Below are 16,368 nucleotides of genomic sequence, written 5' to 3' on the forward strand. Positions count from 1 at the left end.
CGTGTCAGGCCGGATCAAATACGGGCATGCCGGCGAGGGAGATGCCGGCCGGGCAGGATGGTGCAAATGCGCCGGACATGACGGACGGAGAGACGCGGAAAGACGGACCGGCGGTGCTGCTGCGGTGCCGGTCCTGCATGAAACCGGGGAAGTGCCGCGCGTCACCCCTCGCCCTTCGGCCCCGGGTTGAGCATGATGACGAAGCCGGCCACGCCGACGATCAACGCGACCGCGCCGCCACGCAGCGCGATCGTTTCGTCGAACAGCAGCCCCGTCACCACGGCCATCATCCCCGCGAGCGACACGAATACGGCGATCGCCGCGACGACGATCCGGTATTGACGGCGTATCATCGCGCGCCGCCGTGTCAGGCTGCCGCGGCGGACGCCGGCTCGCCGGTATCGTCGCCGCGAATCAGCAGCACCGGGCACTTCGAGCCACGCACGAAGCGCTCGGCGACGCTTCCGAGCAGCACGCGCCGGATGCCGCGCCGCCCGTGCGTGCCGACCACCGCGAGGTCGATCCCGCGCTCCTTCACGTAACGCTGCAGGCGCTCCGCGACGTCCTCGCCGATGCTCTCGGTTTCGACCAGTTCGGCTTCGCCCTTCGCGCCAGCCTGCGCGAGGACCTGTTCGGCTTCACGCAGCACCTTGCGCCCGTCGTCGCGGATTTCCTCGATGAGCGCATGCGGATCGAAACGACCCGCGTACGTGAACAGCACCGACTTGTCGACCACGTACACGACGCTGACGTGCGTGTCGCCAGCCACTGCCACCTTCACTGCCTCGGCAAGCGCCTGTTTCGACGAAGCGCTGCCGTCGACGGCCACCATGATCTTCTTGTACATGCGAACCTCGCTGGGGTGAGTTGCCGCGCGCGGTCGCGTGCGGCCATGTCCCCATCATCGGCGGACAGCCGGTTCGAAGCTTGACGGCGATCAAGATCCACCAAAAACGCGGCGTGCGGCAAAGCGCCACGCGCAAAAACGGCGCGCCGTCCGCGCGGCCGCGCCGCGCAACCGGGCGGCCATGGCGCCGAAGGCGCTATCATCGACGTTGCGACCTTCGTCCGGCCCTTTTTTGCCGGCTCACTTTCAACTCGCTCAACCGACATGACAACGACTACCGAACGCGTGGACGGCGCCGCCCAGCATCTCGTCGCCGCCCGCCATGCCGGCATGCCCGGCCCGCTGCTGCCCGACGCCTTGCGTCCCGAGAACGTCGATACCGCGCTGGCGATCCAGCATCGCGTCGCCGATCTGCTCGGCGAAGCCATCGGCGGATGGAAATGCGCGCTGCCGCCGCCCGACCGCGTGATCGTCGCGCCGATCTTCGCGTCGACGATCCGCGAAGCCGATGCGCCGTATCGCGTCGTCGGCGGCCCGATCGTGCGGATCGAGCCGGAGATCGCGTTCGTGCTCGATCGCGACCTGCCCGCCCGCGCGCAGCCATACGATGAGAACGACGTACGTGCCGCGATCCGCGAAGTGCGCATCGTGCTCGAGGTGCTGGGTTGCCGTTACGCGGAGCCCGCACGCGCGTCGAAGTTCGAACTGCTCGCCGACGGGCAGTTCAACCAGGGATTGTGCGTGGGTCCCGTCGTGCCCGACGGATTGAACGTGCCGCTCGAGACGCTCGCGCTGTCGTTCGAGGGCGCACTGAATCGCACGATCGACGGCCGTCATCCGGACGGCGATCCGCTCAAGCCGCTCGTGTGGCTGGTCAATTTCCTCGCATCGCGCGGCGACGGCGCGCGTGCCGGCCAGATCGTGACGACCGGTTCGTATGCGGGCGCGATCGGCGTGCCGCTCGGCGATGCGCTGACGGTGCGCTTCGGCGAACTCGGCAGCCTGTCGGTGACGCTGACGGCCTGATGTCCGGCGGCGGGCGACGGGCCACGCAGTGCGTTTCGTCGCCCGCGCACAGTGAGGTGCCGGCATCGACGCGCTGAACGACTCACACCGGCCGGCACCCGTCACGCCTTCATCGCTCGCCCCGGCACGTCGCGCCATTTCCGCGAGCTCGCCGCATGTACGGCTCGCGGGCCGCTACGCCCGCGCTTCCACCTCGGCCAGTCGCGCCGGCAGCTGGTTCACGAGCGCATCGACGGCCGCACGCACCTTCAGCGGCAGGTGCGACCTATGCGGCCACACTGCATGGATCCCATAGGTCACGCCCGGCCGGTCAGCCAGCAGCTCGCGCAACGCGCCGCGGCGAATCTCGTCGCGAACCAGCCAGTAAGGCAGCCACGCGACACCGAGCCCCGCGACGGCCGCGTCGAGCACCGCGCGCAAGTCGTCGGAGAGCAGACGGGCCGCCGGTTGCAGTTCCTCCGTCCGGCCATCGACGACCACTTGCCAGCGATGCACCTGACCGTAATGCGTATAGGCCAGCGCCTTGTGCTGCGCGAGCGCGTCGACGGTCGCGGGTTCGCCGCAGCGTTCCAGATACGCCGGTGACGCACAAAAGGCCATCTTGTGCTCGCCGAGCGCACGCGCGACGAGGCCGCTGCTGTCGGGCAGCGCGCCGACCCGCACCGCCAGGTCGACACGCTCCTCGACGAGGTCGATCGTCCGGTCGCTGAACGACAGGTCGAGATCGAGTTCGGGATGCTCGCGCGCGAGCCCGATCAGGATCGGTGCGACGCACAAATGCCCGAACAGCGCCGGCATCGACACGCGCAGCCGCCCCTTCATCTGCCATTTGCCACTTTCGAGCAGCGCCTCGCCCGCATGGATTTCCTCCACCGCGCGCAGGCAGTATTCATAGAACAACGCGCCCTCGTTCGTCAGGCTCTGGCTGCGCGTCGTGCGCTGAAACAGCACGACGCCCAGCCGCGCCTCGAGTCGCGCGATGCTCTTGCCGACCGCGGAACGCGTGATGTGCAGCGTCTCGGCGGCCTGCGCGAAGTTGTCGGCTTCCGCCGCGGCAACGAACACGGCGATGCCGTTGAGGTTGTTTCCCATGCAATTGGATCCAAAAAATCTACATTAATGAGAAATCTTATCGCTTTTTGAGACAAAAAGTGGGTGATAGGATCGGCTTCATTCTTCATGCATGAACGGAGCAATCCAGATGGCCCGCATTCTCGTACTCAAGTCCAGCATCAACCGCGACCAGTCGCAAACCAACGCGCTGATCGACGCATACCTCGCCCAACGCAAGGCCAGCGGGCACGCGGACGACGTGGTCGTGCGCGATCTCGTCGATCTCGACCTGCCGGTGCTCGACGGCGAACTGTTCCATGCGCTGCGCGGCGCGGCGAATCCGGGCGAGCGTGCGCGGCAGGCGGTCGCGCTGTCCGACGAACTCGTCGCCGAGCTGAAGGGCAGCGACCTGCTGCTGATCGGCGCACCGATGTACAACCTCAACGTGCCGACCCAGTTGAAGAACTGGTTCGACCTGGTGGCACGCGCACACGTGACGTTCCGCTACACGGACACCTATCCGATGGGGCTCGTCGAAAGCGTCGACGCGATCGTGTTCAGTTCGCGCGGCGGCGTGCACGTCGACCAGGCGACCGATGCCGTCACGCCGTACCTGCGTGCCGTGCTGGGCCTGATGGGCATCCATCAAGTCCGGTTCGTCTACGCGGAAGGGCTTGACATGAAGCCGCACGGCTTCGAAGCGGGGTTGGCGAACGCGCGCAAGCAGATCGACGCGCTGCACGCGTAACGCGCGGCGGGTACGGCGGGCGCCACGCGAACGGCAGCTTCGCCGCGACACACGCTGCAGCATCCGGGCACTGCGTGATACCGTTGCACATCGCCCGTCACGCGCGAACCGCGTGCCACTCCCGTCATTCGCCATGCCGCCGACACCGTTGCCTGCCCTGCTGGACGAAGTCCTGAGAACCGTCGATCGCCGCTACCGGCTGCCGCCGTTCGTGCGCGCATCGTCGCTGACCGACGCCGCGAACCCGGCCGCCGTCATCGCCGTCGTGATCGAGGAAGCGCGCCGGATGCAGGCCGACGGCCTCACGCCCGCCCCGGCGTTGCAACGCCGCTTCATCGACGCGCTCGCGCGGATGATCGGCGACGCGACGGACGCACAATCCGGCGATCCCGCATTCCAGGCCGCGGTGCTTCGACATGGTGCCGCGGCCGTGCGCGAATATGCATCGCTCGCCGCGCATGCCGAGCAGGATCGGCGCACGCTGCGCTCGGCCGTCAACACGATCGCGCATCCGGCCCGGCTCGAACGACGTGCGCAGGCATGGCAACGCGAGCCGCTCGCACGACTGCATGCGGCCGCGGCCGCCGCATCGTGGGACGATCTCGATGCCACGCTGCGTCACCTGCTCGCGCAACCGGAGATGGCGACCGATCCCGCGTTCGAACAGGACATCGCCAAACTGAAGGACAGCACCGCGCTCGCCCGGCTGCAGCGTCTCGATGCACTGTCACCGGATCCGGACGTCCAGCGGTATCGCACGCTGTGGAGCCGCCAGGGTCCGCTCGAAGGCAGCGCGCTCGCCGTCGCGCAAGGCGTCTCGTCGCAACAGCGGGGCGCGGCCGTCGAAGCGCTGGCCGCGCAGGCGCTCGACGCCCTGGCCGCGCAGCTCGATGCGAGCGACGCGCACCGCACGTATCGCGTGGTCACGTCGATGCGCGTGCCGGCCTCGATACCCGGCAAGCACGATCGCGCGAAAACCGAGTGGGATGCGGTGCTGCTCGAGCGCGCGCGGGGCGACGATCCGTCCGCCGCGTGGCACGTCCTGTTTCTCGTCGAAGCGAAAGCATCCGCGGATGCCGCGACCACCGACCTGCCGCGCCTGCTGCGCGGCCTGAACCTGCTCGCGCAAGCCGATCCGGACACCGTCTATGCGTTCGAGACGCGCGAAGGCGCGGTACGCCTGCACGGTGCGTCGCTGCACGCTTTGACGATCGACGACGCGGCATTGCAGCGCGAGGTGCTGTATTGCTGCGATGCATCGGCAGATCCCGCGCCGCGCCTGCTGGGTGCCGCGAGCCGGATGCAGCTGCTGTCGGCGCCGGCGAGTCTTGAATATGCGAGCGCGCTAGCACGGCACGCGGATGCCGATCCGCACTGCCTCGGCGTCGTGTGGCAAGCGCTGCTGGAACTGCCGTCGTGGCGCGCGGTGCTGCATCAGTACGAATCGCTGCGCCAGGTTCGAGCGCTGATGGTGGGCGTCGACGATCTGATGGCCGCGATCGAAGGCGATGTCGGCGACAGCGCCGCAAACGATGCGTGATGCGTGACGCGTGCGGTGCGGTCCGGCCGCACGCGCGACGCCGCCGGCGCATCGGCTCGGTGGCAAGACGACGCGATGTCCTCGCGCTGCACAACGCACAGGATGCCGAAGCAAATCGGAGTCGAAGCGGCCGGCGTGACCGGCCTGCACGGCGCAGCCCGCGAAAGCGGGCATGCGCCGTTAGCATTACGACTGGATGAAGGCCAGCAGATCGGCGTTCAGCACGTCGGCATTGACCGTCAGCATCCCGTGCGAATAGCCCGGATACGTCTTCAGCGAGCCATTCTTCAGCAGCTTGACCGCCTTCAGCGCCGAGTCCGCGATCGGCACGATCTGGTCGTCTTCGCCGTGCAGCACGAGCGTCGGCACCGAGATCGAGCGCAGGTCTTCGGTCTGGTCCGTTTCCGAGAACGCCTTGATGCCTTCGTAGTGCGCCTTCGCGCCGCCGATCATGCCCTGGCGCCACCAGTTCTGGATCACGCCCTGGTGCACCATCGCGCCCGGCCGGTTGAAGCCGTAGAACGGACCCGACGGCACGTCCAGGAAGAACTGCGCGCGGTTGTCGGCGAGCGCCTTGCGGAAGCCGTCGAACACCTCGAGCGGCAAGCCTTCCGGGTTCGCGTCCGTCTTCAGCATCAGCGGCGGCACCGCGCTGACCAGCACCGCCTTCGCGATGCGTCCGGCCGGCTCGCCGTGGCGGGCCACGTAGCGCGCGACTTCGCCACCGCCGGTCGAGTGACCGATATGCACCGCGTTGCGCAGGTCGAGCGCTTCGGCCACGGCGAACGCGTCCGCCGCGTAGTGATCCATGTCGTGGCCGTCGGAAACCTGCGCCGAGCGGCCGTGGCCGCGACGGTCGTGCGCGACCACGCGATAGCCCTTCTGAACGAAGAACAGCAGCTGGGCATCCCAGTCGTCGGAAGACAGCGGCCAGCCATGGTGGAACACGATCGGCTGCGCATCCTTCGGGCCCCAGTCCTTGTAGAAGATGTCGACGTTGTCCTTCGTGGTGATGTACGGCATGGCTGCAGGCTCCTTTGAGGTAGGTGAACATCACGTGCCGGCCGGCCACCCGGGCGGGTGTCGGTCACGAACTGCGGCGCGGTGGCACACCGCGTCGGTCGACGCAGCACCCCAGTGTTGTAGCGGAAAACCGCGACCGTGTCATGAAGCCAATTACATACCGGCATGCATCGGCCTCCGGTGGGCAACGGCGCCCGCAGGCGTGACTGTCAACGCCACTCGCCGTGTGACGCGTCACGCACCGCCGATCGCGCGTCAACCGTCCGTCGACACGGTTACCGCCTCCCACGTGCGAATTTCGTCTTCCAGCGCCGACCATTTGGCGCGCACGAGCCGAAGCGCATCGCTGCCGAGCAGCAGATGCGCCGGCGGACGATCCGCCGCGATGACCGCCAGCATCGCGCGTGCCGCCTTCGCCGGATCGCCCGATTGCCGGCCGTTTTTCTCCTCGCGTGCCTGGCGGATCGGATCGAAGAGCGCGTCGTAATCGGCGATCGAACGCGGCGTTCGCGTCATCGAACGGCCGGCCCAGTCGGTTCGGAACGAGCCCGGCGCCACCGCCGTCACCGCGATGCCGAACGGCTCGAGCTCCTTGCCGAGCGTCTCGGAAATCCCTTCCAGCGCGAACTTGCTGCCGCAGTAATAGGCAATGCCGGGCATCGTGATGTGGCCGCCCATCGACGTGATGTTCAGGATGCGGCCGTGCCGGCGCTCGCGCATGAACGGCACGACGGCCTTCATCATCGCGACGGCGCCGAACACGTTCACGTCGAACTGCCGGCGCATCTCCGACAGCGGCGACTCCTCCATGATGCCTTCGTGCCCGTAGCCGGCATTGTTCACCAGCACGTCGACGGGCCCGGTGCTCGCCTCGATTTCCGCGACGACGCCGTCGATGCGCTCGAAGTCGGTCACGTCGAGCACGCGCCCGATGGCCGCACGCGGGGACCGCGCCTCGAACGCCCGTTTTGCCGCTTCGCTTCTCACGGTGCCGACCACCGTATGACCCGCGGCCAGTGCCGCTTGCGCGAGCGCACGGCCGAAGCCGCTGCTGACGCCGGTGATGAGCATGATGTTGCCGGATGCCATGTGAGCTTCTCCCGAATGTCGATCGAAGCATGCATGCTAGTCTGACGAACCACGTCGAATAAGCCCGATTCCGCTGAATTTCTTGCCTGAAACTATGAGCGACGCACCCTCCTCGCCCCGCTCGCCGTCGCTGCCTGCGCGCGGCCGCAAACGCCTGATCGCGTTGCTGCATGCGTTGGCGCCGGACGAAGGCTACAACCTGACCGCGCTGCCGAGCGTGCGCATCCTGCGTTCGAACCGCGCGCTATCCCGCACGCCGGTGCTGTACGACCCGGGCATCGTAATCGTGTGCCAGGGCAGCAAGCGCGGCTATTTCGGCGGCGAACGCTATCTGTACGACGAGGATCACTACCTGGCCGTATCGGTGCCCGTACCGTTCAGCATGGAAACCGACGCAACGGCGGAGCGCCCGCTGCTCGCGCTGTATCTGCACCTCGATTTCCCGATGGCCGCCGAACTGGCCGCGCAGATCGATCGCGAGGGAATCGCCGAACCCGTGCAGGCGCCGAAAAGCATGATGTCGACGCCGATGGACGATGCGATGCACGCGACCGTGCTGCGTTTCGTCGAGGCGATGCAACGCCCGCTCGAAGCGGCGGTGCTCGGCCCCGGGTTGCTGCGCGAACTGTATTTCCGCGTGCTCACCGGCGCGCAGGGCGGCGCGATGAGGAACGCGCTGGCGATGCGTGGACAGTTCGGCCGGATCGGCCGTTCGCTGCGCATGATCCATGCCGACTACGCACAGTCGCTCGACGTGACGCAACTGGCCGCGGAAGCCGGCATGAGCGTGCCGAGCTTCCACGCCCACTTCAAGGCGATCACGCAGGTGCGCCGATGCAGTACCTGAAGTCGACGCGGCTGCATCAGGCGCGCCTGTTGATGGTGCGTCAGGACCTGACCGCGGAGGCGGCCGGCCATGCGGTCGGTTATGCGAGCGCGTCGCAGTTCAGCCGGGAATTCAAACGGCTGTTCGGCCAGACGCCCGCGCAGGAAACGAAGCGCATGCGCGCGCAGTTCGCGATTCCGGCGGCGTTCGACGATGCGGTGTTCGTGTCGTCGCACTGAATGGCTGAGCCGCGCGCGGCGTCGCGCACCAGACCCGCCAGCGACTTCAGGGTGAGCGCGGTCACGCTCCGGATGTCCTGCGTCTGGTTCACCCAGTACCGGGGGCCAGCGCGTTCCCCGTCACGGTATTGCCGCGGCAGATCGGGGATTCAGCAGCGCCATGTCTTCCTCCGGCCTGACTGATTCGGCAAGCGTCGTGCGTTGCATGGGCACGGCGGCGGCGTGATCGAATCGAATGATTCCGGATTCTCGGGCGACCGCGTGCTCCGGCGAAAAAATATCCGCGATCGTTGCGTAATCGAGAATGCCCGGGCCGGATCGCCGTCGACGAATCGGACAGACCCGATGATGCATGAAAACTGAAATTCCGATCGGTCGCGCATCGATCGGCGCGATGCGTCCGGCAGAATACGGAATCGCGCCGAAGCAGCCCGACACGCTGTCGACGCTCGCGCGTCCCGACCGGCAAGACCCACCTACGCGAGATCCCGATGACACAGTACGCGTTCCGCCTGCTCAACGTATTCGCCGAATCCACGTTCGGCGGCAACCCGCTCTGCGTGTTCGAGGATGCGCGCGGCATGGACGACGCGACCATGCAGGCACTGGCCGTGCAGTTCAACCTGTCGGAAACGACCTTCGTGCTGCCGTCGGAGTGTGCGCGTGCACGCGTGCGCATCTTCACGCCCGGCCATGAAATGGCGTTCGCGGGCCATCCGACGCTCGGCACCGCGCATGTCGTGCGCGACCTGCTGAATGTCGGCAACGAGTTCTCGCTCGAATTCAAGGCCGGCGTGGTCGACGTCAAGGCCAGCGACGACGTGTGGACGTTCACCGCGCCGCACGCCGGCGTGCCGAAAACGGCACCCTGTGCATTGTCCGATGCCGAAACGGCCGCCATGCTGGGACTGACGCAGGACGACTTGCTCGCGCCGCCGCGCTGGGTCGATACCGGCGCCGATCAGCTGCTGGTCGCCGTCAACGACCCGGCTGCCGTGCGCCGCGCCCGGCCCGACAGCGCCTGCCTGGATATCTGGCCGACCAGCAGCCTCGGCCGCAAGACCGCCTACGTGTTCGCGTTCGACGCGAATCGCCCCGGGAAAGTGGTCTCCCGCTATTTCTTTGCGAAACAGGGCGGCGGGATTCTTGAAGACCCGGGTACCGGGTCGGCCTGCGCGAATCTCGGCGGCTGGCTGCTTGCAGCCGGCCATCCGCTGCCCGCCGCGTTTCAGGTCGAACAAGGCGAAGCCGTCGGCCGGCCTTGCCTGCTTCGGTTGTCGGTCAGCGAGCACGGCTCGATCGGCGTCGGCGGCCGCGTGGTGGCACTCGGGCGCGGGGTCGTCGACGTGTAGCGGCGGCGCGCCCGATCTTTCACACCGTCCCTCATGCAGCGTCAGCCTCGGCCTGAGCACGGTCGTCGGGGACGACGGATGCCCTCGCAGCAGCCTCATCGGCGATGTCGCGTTCGTCACAAACCGATGTGAGAAGATCAACTTTCCGTGTACCTTTTCGGCACACGATCCGTGGAGTCTCGACACATGCCGCTTTCCAACGCCCAGCTCGCCCAAACCATCGATCACACGCTGCTCGCGCCCGACGCGAGCGACGCACAGATCCGCGAACTCTGCCGCCAGGCGGCCGAGCATCGCTTCTATTCGGTCTGCGTGAATTCGGCGAATGTGCCGCTCGCCGCGCGCGAGCTGGCCGACACCGGCGTGCTCGTGTGTGCGGTGGTCGGTTTCCCGCTCGGCGCGGGCCTGTCCGCCGCGAAGGCGTTCGAAGCGTCGGCCGCGATCGCGGCGGGCGCGCGCGAGATCGACATGGTGATCAACCTCGGCGCGCTGAAGAGCGGCCGCGCCGACGACGTGAAGGCCGACATCGACGCGGTGCACCGCGCCTGCGGCACGGTGCCCCTCAAGGTGATCCTCGAAACGGGGTTGCTGACCGACGACGAGAAGGTGCGCGTGTGCGAGATGTGCCGCGACCTCGGCGTCGCGTTCGTGAAGACGTCGACCGGCTTCGGGCACGGCGGCGCGACACTCGAGGACGTCGCGCTGATGCGCCGCACGGTCGGCCCCGTGCTCGGCGTGAAGGCATCGGGCGGCGTGCGCGACCGCGCCACCGCGCTTGCGATGCTCGAGGCCGGCGCGACGCGGCTCGGCACGAGTTCCGGCGTGGCGATCGTCACCGACCAGGGCGGCACCGACGCGGCGTACTGACCGGTGGCGGGCCGGCTGGCCGCGCATCGGCGCGCAGCCAGCCGACGCCGGACAGTTCGGCACGCCTCCCCCGCCAGGCGGCATGCCGGTTGCGATGCACCGCTCGGTCACCACGCACGACCGATCGCGGCAACCCTCATTGCGTCGGGTCTTTCAACTCGATCAGCAGATCTTTCGCCGCCACCCGATCACCCGGCTTCACATGCACGGCCGCGATCTCGCAGTCGCGCTCCGCCGCGATGTGCGTTTCCATCTTCATCGCCTCGAGCGCGATCAGCGTCGTGCCGGCCGACACACGCTGCCCCGGTTGCACGGCCACCGTCACGACCGAGCCCGGCATCGGCGCGGCCACGTGCAGCGGATTCGCCGGGTCGGCACGCTGCAGGCCATGACGCTCCTTGCCCGCCTGCACGACGCTCTTCTGCTCGACCAGCGCCGAACGCGACTGGCCGTTCAGCTCGAACAGCACTTTCACGATGCCGTCCTGCGCATCGGCGTGCTGGCCCTGCAGCGACACGAGCAGCGTCTTGCCCGGCTCGATGTCGATCGCCACTTCCTCCTGCGGCTGCAGTCCGTACAGGAACGCCGGCGTCGGCACGACCGACGTGTCGCTATACGCGCGAACGTGCGCGTAATAGTCGACCGTCTGTTTCGGATACATCAGGTAGGACGCGAGTTGCCGGTCGTCGAGCGGCTGCTCGCAGGCGGCCTCGGCCTGCTTGCGCACCGCATCGAGATCGACCGGCGGAATCTGGTCGCCGGGACGATACGGCGCCGGCGGCTCGCTCTTGAGCACCTTGCGCGACAGGTCCGCCGGGAAGCCGTCGGGCGGGAAGCCCAGCTCGCCCTTGAACAGCGACACGACCGACTCGGGGAACGCGATGTCCTTGTCCGGGTTGCGCACGTCGTCCACGGCGAGGTCGTTCGCGACCATCATCAGCGCCATGTCGCCGACCACCTTCGACGTCGGCGTGACCTTGACGATGTCGCCGAACAGGCGGTTCACGTCCGCATACGCGCGCGACACCTCGGTCCAGCGGTGATCGATGCCGAGCGAGCGCGCCTGTTCGCGCAGGTTCGTGTACTGGCCGCCGGGCATCTCGTGGCGGTAGACGTCGGCCGTACCCGCGCGGATCTCCGATTCGAACGGCGCGTAATACCGGCGCACGCCTTCCCAGTACATCGACGCTTCGTGCAGGCGGTCCTGGTCCAGCCCCGGATCGCGCTCGCCGCCGGCCAGCGCCGCCGCGATGCTCGACAGGTTCGGCTGCGACGTGAGCCCGCTCATCGCGTCGAGCGCGCCGTCCACCGCATCGCAGCCCGCACCGACTGCCGCGAGCACCGACGCCGCGGCGATCCCGCTCGTGTCGTGCGTATGGAAATGCACGGGCAGCCCGGTTTCTTCCTTGAGCGCCTTCACAAGTGTGGCGACCGCCTGAGGGCGGCAGATGCCGGCCATGTCCTTGATGCCGAGCACGTGCACGCCGGCCTGCTGCAGCTCGCGTGCGATGCCGACGTAGTATTTGAGGTCGTACTTCGAACGTGACGTGTCGAACAGGTCACCGGTGTAGCAGATCGCGCCTTCGCACAGCATCCCGCTCTCGCCGACCGCATCGATCGCCACACGCATGTTGCGCACCCAGTTCAGCGAGTCGAACACGCGGAACACGTCGACGCCCGCGCTCGCGGCCTGCTGCACGAAGAAACGCACGACGTTGTCCGCGTAGTTCGTGTAGCCGACCGCGTTCGAGCCGCGCAGCAGCATCTGGAACAGGATGTTCGGCACGCGTTCGCGCAGCAGCGCAAGGCGTTCCCACGGGTCTTCCTTCAGGAAGCGCAGCGCGACATCGAAGGTCGCGCCGCCCCAGCATTCGAGCGAGAACAGCTGCGACAGCTCGCGCGCGTAGAACGGCGCGATCGGCAGCATGTCGGCGGTGCGCATGCGCGTCGCGAACAGCGACTGGTGCGCGTCACGCATCGTCGTGTCGGTCAGCAGCACCTGCTTTTGGTCCAGCATCCAGGTCGCGAATTTCTCGGGGCCGAGCTCGCGCAAGCGATCGCGTGTGCCGGCCGGAATTGGCATCGCCGTATCGACCTTCGGCAGCACGGGCTTCGACAACGGCAATGCCGGCAGCGTGCGGCCGCTCATCTCGGCGTTCCCATTCACGTTCAGCTCGCCGAGATAGCGCAACAGCTTCGTCGCGCGATCGCCGCGCTTCGCGAATTCGAGCAGTTCCGGGGTCTTGTCGATGAAGCGCGTCGTCACGTCGCCCGCGATGAAGGCCGGGTGATTGATCACGTTCTCGAGGAACTGCAGGTTCGACGTGACGCCGCGAATCCGGAACTCGCGCAGCGCGCGATCCATCCGGTGGATCGATTCGGCGGCCGTCGGCGCCCAGGTCGTCACCTTGACGAGCAGCGAGTCGTAGTACGGCGTGATCACCGCGCCGCCGTATGCAGTGCCGGCGTCGAGGCGCACGCCGAAGCCCGCCGCGCTGCGGTACGCGGTGAGCCGCCCATAGTCGGGCAGGAAGTCGTTCTCCGGGTCCTCGGTCGTGATCCGGCATTGCAATGCATTGCCGTTCAGCGGAATCGCCTGCTGAGCGGGCACGCCGGCCGCACGTTCGACGATCGCGCCGTCGCCGTTCACGACGTCCTCCGCAAGCCCGATCCGGCCACCTTCCGTGATGCGGATCTGCGCCTTCACGATGTCGATGCCGGTGATCATCTCGGTCACCGTGTGCTCGACCTGGATGCGCGGGTTCACCTCGATGAAGTAGAACTGGCCGGTGTCGGCATCCATCAGGAATTCGACGGTGCCCGCGTGCGTATAACCGACCGCGCGCATCAGGCGCAGCGCGGATTCGCACAGCGCCTGCCGGCCTGCGTCGTCAAGATACGGCGCCGGCGCGCGCTCGACCACCTTCTGGTTGCGCCGCTGCACCGTGCAGTCGCGCTCGTACAAATGCACGACCGTGCCGTGCAGGTCACCGAGTATCTGTACCTCGACGTGCCGCGCGTTGCGCACGAGTTTCTCGACGTACACCTCGTCGTTGCCGAACGCGGCAAGCGCCTCGCGACGCGCGACCGGCAGCAGGGTTTCGAGGTCCTGATCGTTTTCCAGTACGCGCATCCCGCGCCCGCCGCCGCCCCAGCTCGCCTTGAGCATCAGCGGATAGCCGACTTCCGCGGCCAGCGCCTTGCAGGCGTCGAGGTCGTCCGGCAGCGGCGAGGTCGCCGGCATCACGGGCACGCCGGCCGCGATCGCCGCATTGCGCGCGGCCACCTTGTTGCCGAGCGTGCGCATCAGGTCCGGTGACGGACCGATCCAGCGAATGCCGGCATCGATCACCGCCTGCGCGAAATCGGGGTTCTCCGACAGGAAGCCGTAGCCGGGGTGGATCGCGTCGACCTTCGCCTGCCGCGCGACGCGCAGGATGTCGTCGATGTCGAGATACGCGGCGAGCGGCTTCTTGCCTTCGCCGATCAGGTAGCTCTCGTCCGCCTTGAAGCGGTGCAGCGCAAGGCGGTCTTCCTTCGAATACACCGCGACCGTACGCATGTTCAGTTCGGCGGCGGCACGCATCACGCGAATCGAGATTTCCGAGCGGTTCGCGATCAGGATGGACTGGATGGGGGTAGGCGTCACGGCGGCCATGGAAAGTGAATGGTTGAATTGAGCTCGCCGACGCGCCGTCCTCCACCCGCCTGCTTCGCTGGGCGGCGTGCGGATTCGCGCGTCGGTCATTCGAGGTTGCATCGTCCCTGGCTTTCGCCAGTCGACATGTTCGCCAGATCGCCGGATGGCCGCTATCGACATCGCGACGACGAATAGCATCCAGCCGACCAGCGGGAAATAAGGGACCGGCTCGCAGGTCGATCATCGATCGTCGTCGGTCGAACCACGGGGCGATCCCGTGGCACGACCTGCGTTCGCGACAGGATCAATCGCGGTGATCGAAAAGTGGTGCGTGATCCATCCAGTCGTAGCCCGCCGTTCCCTTTGCCCATGCCCAGTTCGTATCGGGTCGTCGTTCACCGGACGATTCGCGCGTCGTCGCGGATCGATCTGCGTCCGCCTCGCGCTCCGGCGCTACGCAGCGCGCGTCGTTGCCCGGTACCGTGTTTCGTTTACCGCTGCCAGTCATTGCATTCACCTTACGATTGAAAAGCGAGTCGCCTCTCGAACTGTCCGCTTCGTTTCATCAGGAAAGACCGGTCAGACGAGAGGACATCGAGCATGTCGTCCGGTTAACGCAAAAAGCAGGCCACGTTCGATATCGAACGGACAGCGTTGATGGTCGGGGACCGGACGCGAAGCGCGGCGCCATATCGGCTCAGATATGGAATCGAAGTTTCAATTCTGAAATCCTGCGCGCCGGGACGGATCGACTCCGATCCTCTCTCGGCGCGTCCAACCGGCGTCAGACTCCATGTGCGCTCAACCGCGCCGAATACCAGCGTGAGAACCGATCGACGTAAGCCTCGGTGAACGGCGAAAACACACCCGGCGCATACGCGGGGTCCTGCGTGCCCGCGTGCGTGATCTCGACGAGGTGCTTGTCCTGCGTATTCGTCGCGACCCATACCTCGGTCAGATCCGACAGTGTGTAATCGACGCCCTCGACCGCGTCGGCATGGACGAGCCATTTCGTGCGCACGAGCGTCTTGTCCGGTGCGAGCGGGATGATGTACGAGATCACCGCGTGGTCGCTCATCACGTGGGTCCACGAATTGTGCGTCCACAGATGCATATCGCCGAGATCGCGCCGCTCCAGCTCGCCGAACAGCTTCGTGCTCGCCACCTTCGTGCTCATCGTCTGCGATTCCCCCTCGCCGGCGATCACGAGCTGCTGCGTCCTGAACTGCGTGACGGCATCCTCGTCGAGCCATTCGACGGTCGAGCCGACGAAGCCTTCACGCTCCCAGTTCGCCTGGCAGGTGGCATTGCGCGCCTGGTATTCCTCGAACGCCTGACGCTGTTCTTCCGTGAGGTTTTCCGGGCAGATGCCGAAATCCTCGGGCAGGAACGAAGCGGTCAGCTCCGGATGAGTGCCAGCGCAGTGGTAGCACTCGCGGTTGTTCTCGATCACCAGCTTCCAGTTGCCGTTCTCGACGATCTCCTGCTCGAACGCGATCTTCGTATGCCGCAGGTCGTACGGCGCGAAGCGTGGCGCCATCGTCTCCTCGAGCTTCGAGATATCTTCGGGTGCATCGTCGTCGAGACATACGAAGATGTGCGTGCCGATGATCCGGGTCTTCACCGGAATCAGGCTGCGGCACTTCGTGTCGAAATCCTTGCCCATGTGCGTCGCGTGGCGCAGTGTGCCATCGAGATCGTAGGTCCATTGATGATAAGGACATACGAGCATTCCGACGGTCGACTTCCCGGCCTCCTTAAGGCGCGCGCCGCGGTGGCGGCACACGTTCCGGTGGGCACGGATGTTCTCGTCGTCGTCGCGCACGATGAGGATCGACGACTTTCCGATGTCGACGGTCGACACGTCGCCGGGCTCCGGAACGTCGGCGGTCACGCCGACCAGGATCCAGTGCTTCCGGAAGAAGACTTCGACATCCGTTTCGAATACGTCCTGACGGCCGAACAGCTCACCGGGCATCCCGTGGCCCGATTGGCGGCCGCGGACCAGCTCGCCATGCGTCTTGACTTGTACTTCGGACATCGTCTTTCTCCAATCCGGTGTTGATGGAATCGCGCGGCTTCGAATGTTCCGCGTCGATTTCAGTATTGGATTGCCGA

At 66.8% G+C, this 16,368-nt stretch carries 13 protein-coding genes and 1 pseudogene; 6 read left to right on the forward strand and 8 right to left on the reverse strand.

Annotated elements, in window-relative coordinates; translation table 11 throughout:
- Positions 1-161: 161 nt before the first annotated feature.
- Together HWX25_RS20815 and HWX25_RS20820 are read right to left on the reverse strand one after the other, a co-directional pair.
- On the reverse strand, positions 162-353 hold the full coding sequence (locus HWX25_RS20815; protein WP_059537270.1) for a DUF2964 family protein: 192 nt from the start codon (positions 351-353) through the stop codon (positions 162-164).
- 14 nt (positions 354-367) lie between these two features.
- Positions 368-847, reverse strand: coding sequence for a universal stress protein (locus HWX25_RS20820; RefSeq protein WP_059692769.1), 480 nt, complete (start codon positions 845-847; stop codon positions 368-370).
- 264 nt (positions 848-1,111) lie between these two features.
- Here HWX25_RS20820 and HWX25_RS20825 point away from each other — a divergent pair, with 264 nt between their 5' ends.
- A complete protein-coding gene (locus HWX25_RS20825) occupies positions 1,112-1,873 on the forward strand; it encodes a fumarylacetoacetate hydrolase family protein (protein WP_175910164.1) in 762 nt (253 codons plus the stop codon).
- 174 nt (positions 1,874-2,047) lie between these two features.
- Here HWX25_RS20825 and HWX25_RS20830 read toward each other — a convergent pair whose 3' ends face one another.
- Positions 2,048-2,965: a LysR family transcriptional regulator gene (locus tag HWX25_RS20830; RefSeq protein ID WP_175910166.1), complete on the reverse strand. Its 918-nt coding sequence runs from the start codon at positions 2,963-2,965 to the stop codon at positions 2,048-2,050.
- 109 nt (positions 2,966-3,074) lie between these two features.
- On the opposite strand from HWX25_RS20830, the gene HWX25_RS20835 reads away from it, so the two are divergent.
- A complete protein-coding gene (locus HWX25_RS20835; RefSeq protein WP_175910169.1) occupies positions 3,075-3,674 on the forward strand; it encodes an NAD(P)H-dependent oxidoreductase in 600 nt (199 codons plus the stop codon).
- Between the two features lie 133 nt (positions 3,675-3,807).
- Positions 3,808-5,214, forward strand: a complete 1,407-nt coding sequence (locus tag HWX25_RS20840; RefSeq protein WP_175910171.1) for a 3-deoxy-D-arabino-heptulosonate 7-phosphate synthase — start codon at positions 3,808-3,810, stop codon at positions 5,212-5,214.
- 186 nt (positions 5,215-5,400) lie between these two features.
- On the opposite strand, the gene HWX25_RS20845 is transcribed toward HWX25_RS20840, so the two are convergent.
- The gene (locus tag HWX25_RS20845) at positions 5,401-6,237 is read right to left on the reverse strand and encodes an alpha/beta hydrolase (RefSeq protein WP_175910173.1); all 837 of its coding nucleotides are present in this window, start codon (positions 6,235-6,237) and stop codon (positions 5,401-5,403) included.
- Positions 6,238-6,492: 255 nt separating this feature from the next.
- A complete protein-coding gene (locus HWX25_RS20850) occupies positions 6,493-7,326 on the reverse strand; it encodes an oxidoreductase (protein WP_175910174.1) in 834 nt (277 codons plus the stop codon).
- A 94-nt stretch (positions 7,327-7,420) separates the two neighbouring features.
- On the opposite strand from HWX25_RS20850, the pseudogene HWX25_RS20855 reads away from it, so the two are divergent.
- A pseudogene (locus tag HWX25_RS20855) lies at positions 7,421-8,391 on the forward strand (AraC family transcriptional regulator).
- A gap of 120 nt (positions 8,392-8,511) precedes the next feature.
- Here the strand turns inward: HWX25_RS20855 and HWX25_RS20860 are convergent.
- Positions 8,512-8,829 (reverse strand): hypothetical protein, encoded by a 318-nt coding sequence (locus HWX25_RS20860; protein ID WP_175910176.1) that lies wholly within the window; start codon positions 8,827-8,829, stop codon positions 8,512-8,514.
- A gap of 53 nt (positions 8,830-8,882) precedes the next feature.
- Between HWX25_RS20860 and HWX25_RS20865 the strand changes: the two genes are divergently transcribed.
- Together HWX25_RS20865 and deoC are read left to right on the forward strand one after the other, a co-directional pair.
- A complete protein-coding gene (locus tag HWX25_RS20865) occupies positions 8,883-9,743 on the forward strand; it encodes a PhzF family phenazine biosynthesis protein (protein ID WP_175910177.1) in 861 nt (286 codons plus the stop codon).
- Between the two features lie 186 nt (positions 9,744-9,929).
- Entirely contained in the window at positions 9,930-10,610 is a 681-nt protein-coding gene (gene deoC, locus HWX25_RS20870; protein ID WP_175910178.1) for a deoxyribose-phosphate aldolase, read from the forward strand.
- Positions 10,611-10,746: 136 nt separating this feature from the next.
- On the opposite strand, the gene HWX25_RS20875 is transcribed toward deoC, so the two are convergent.
- Both HWX25_RS20875 and HWX25_RS20880 read right to left on the reverse strand, forming a co-directional pair.
- Complete coding sequence (locus HWX25_RS20875; protein ID WP_175910179.1) at positions 10,747-14,268, reverse strand: pyruvate carboxylase; 3,522 nt, start codon at positions 14,266-14,268, stop codon at positions 10,747-10,749.
- Positions 14,269-15,034: 766 nt separating this feature from the next.
- Entirely contained in the window at positions 15,035-16,291 is a 1,257-nt protein-coding gene (locus tag HWX25_RS20880; protein WP_175910180.1) for an aromatic ring-hydroxylating dioxygenase subunit alpha, read from the reverse strand.
- Positions 16,292-16,368 lie beyond the last annotated feature (77 nt).

This window comes from Burkholderia sp. BCC1640 (assembly GCF_902833125.1).
Classification (GTDB): Bacteria; Pseudomonadota; Gammaproteobacteria; order Burkholderiales; family Burkholderiaceae; genus Burkholderia; species Burkholderia diffusa.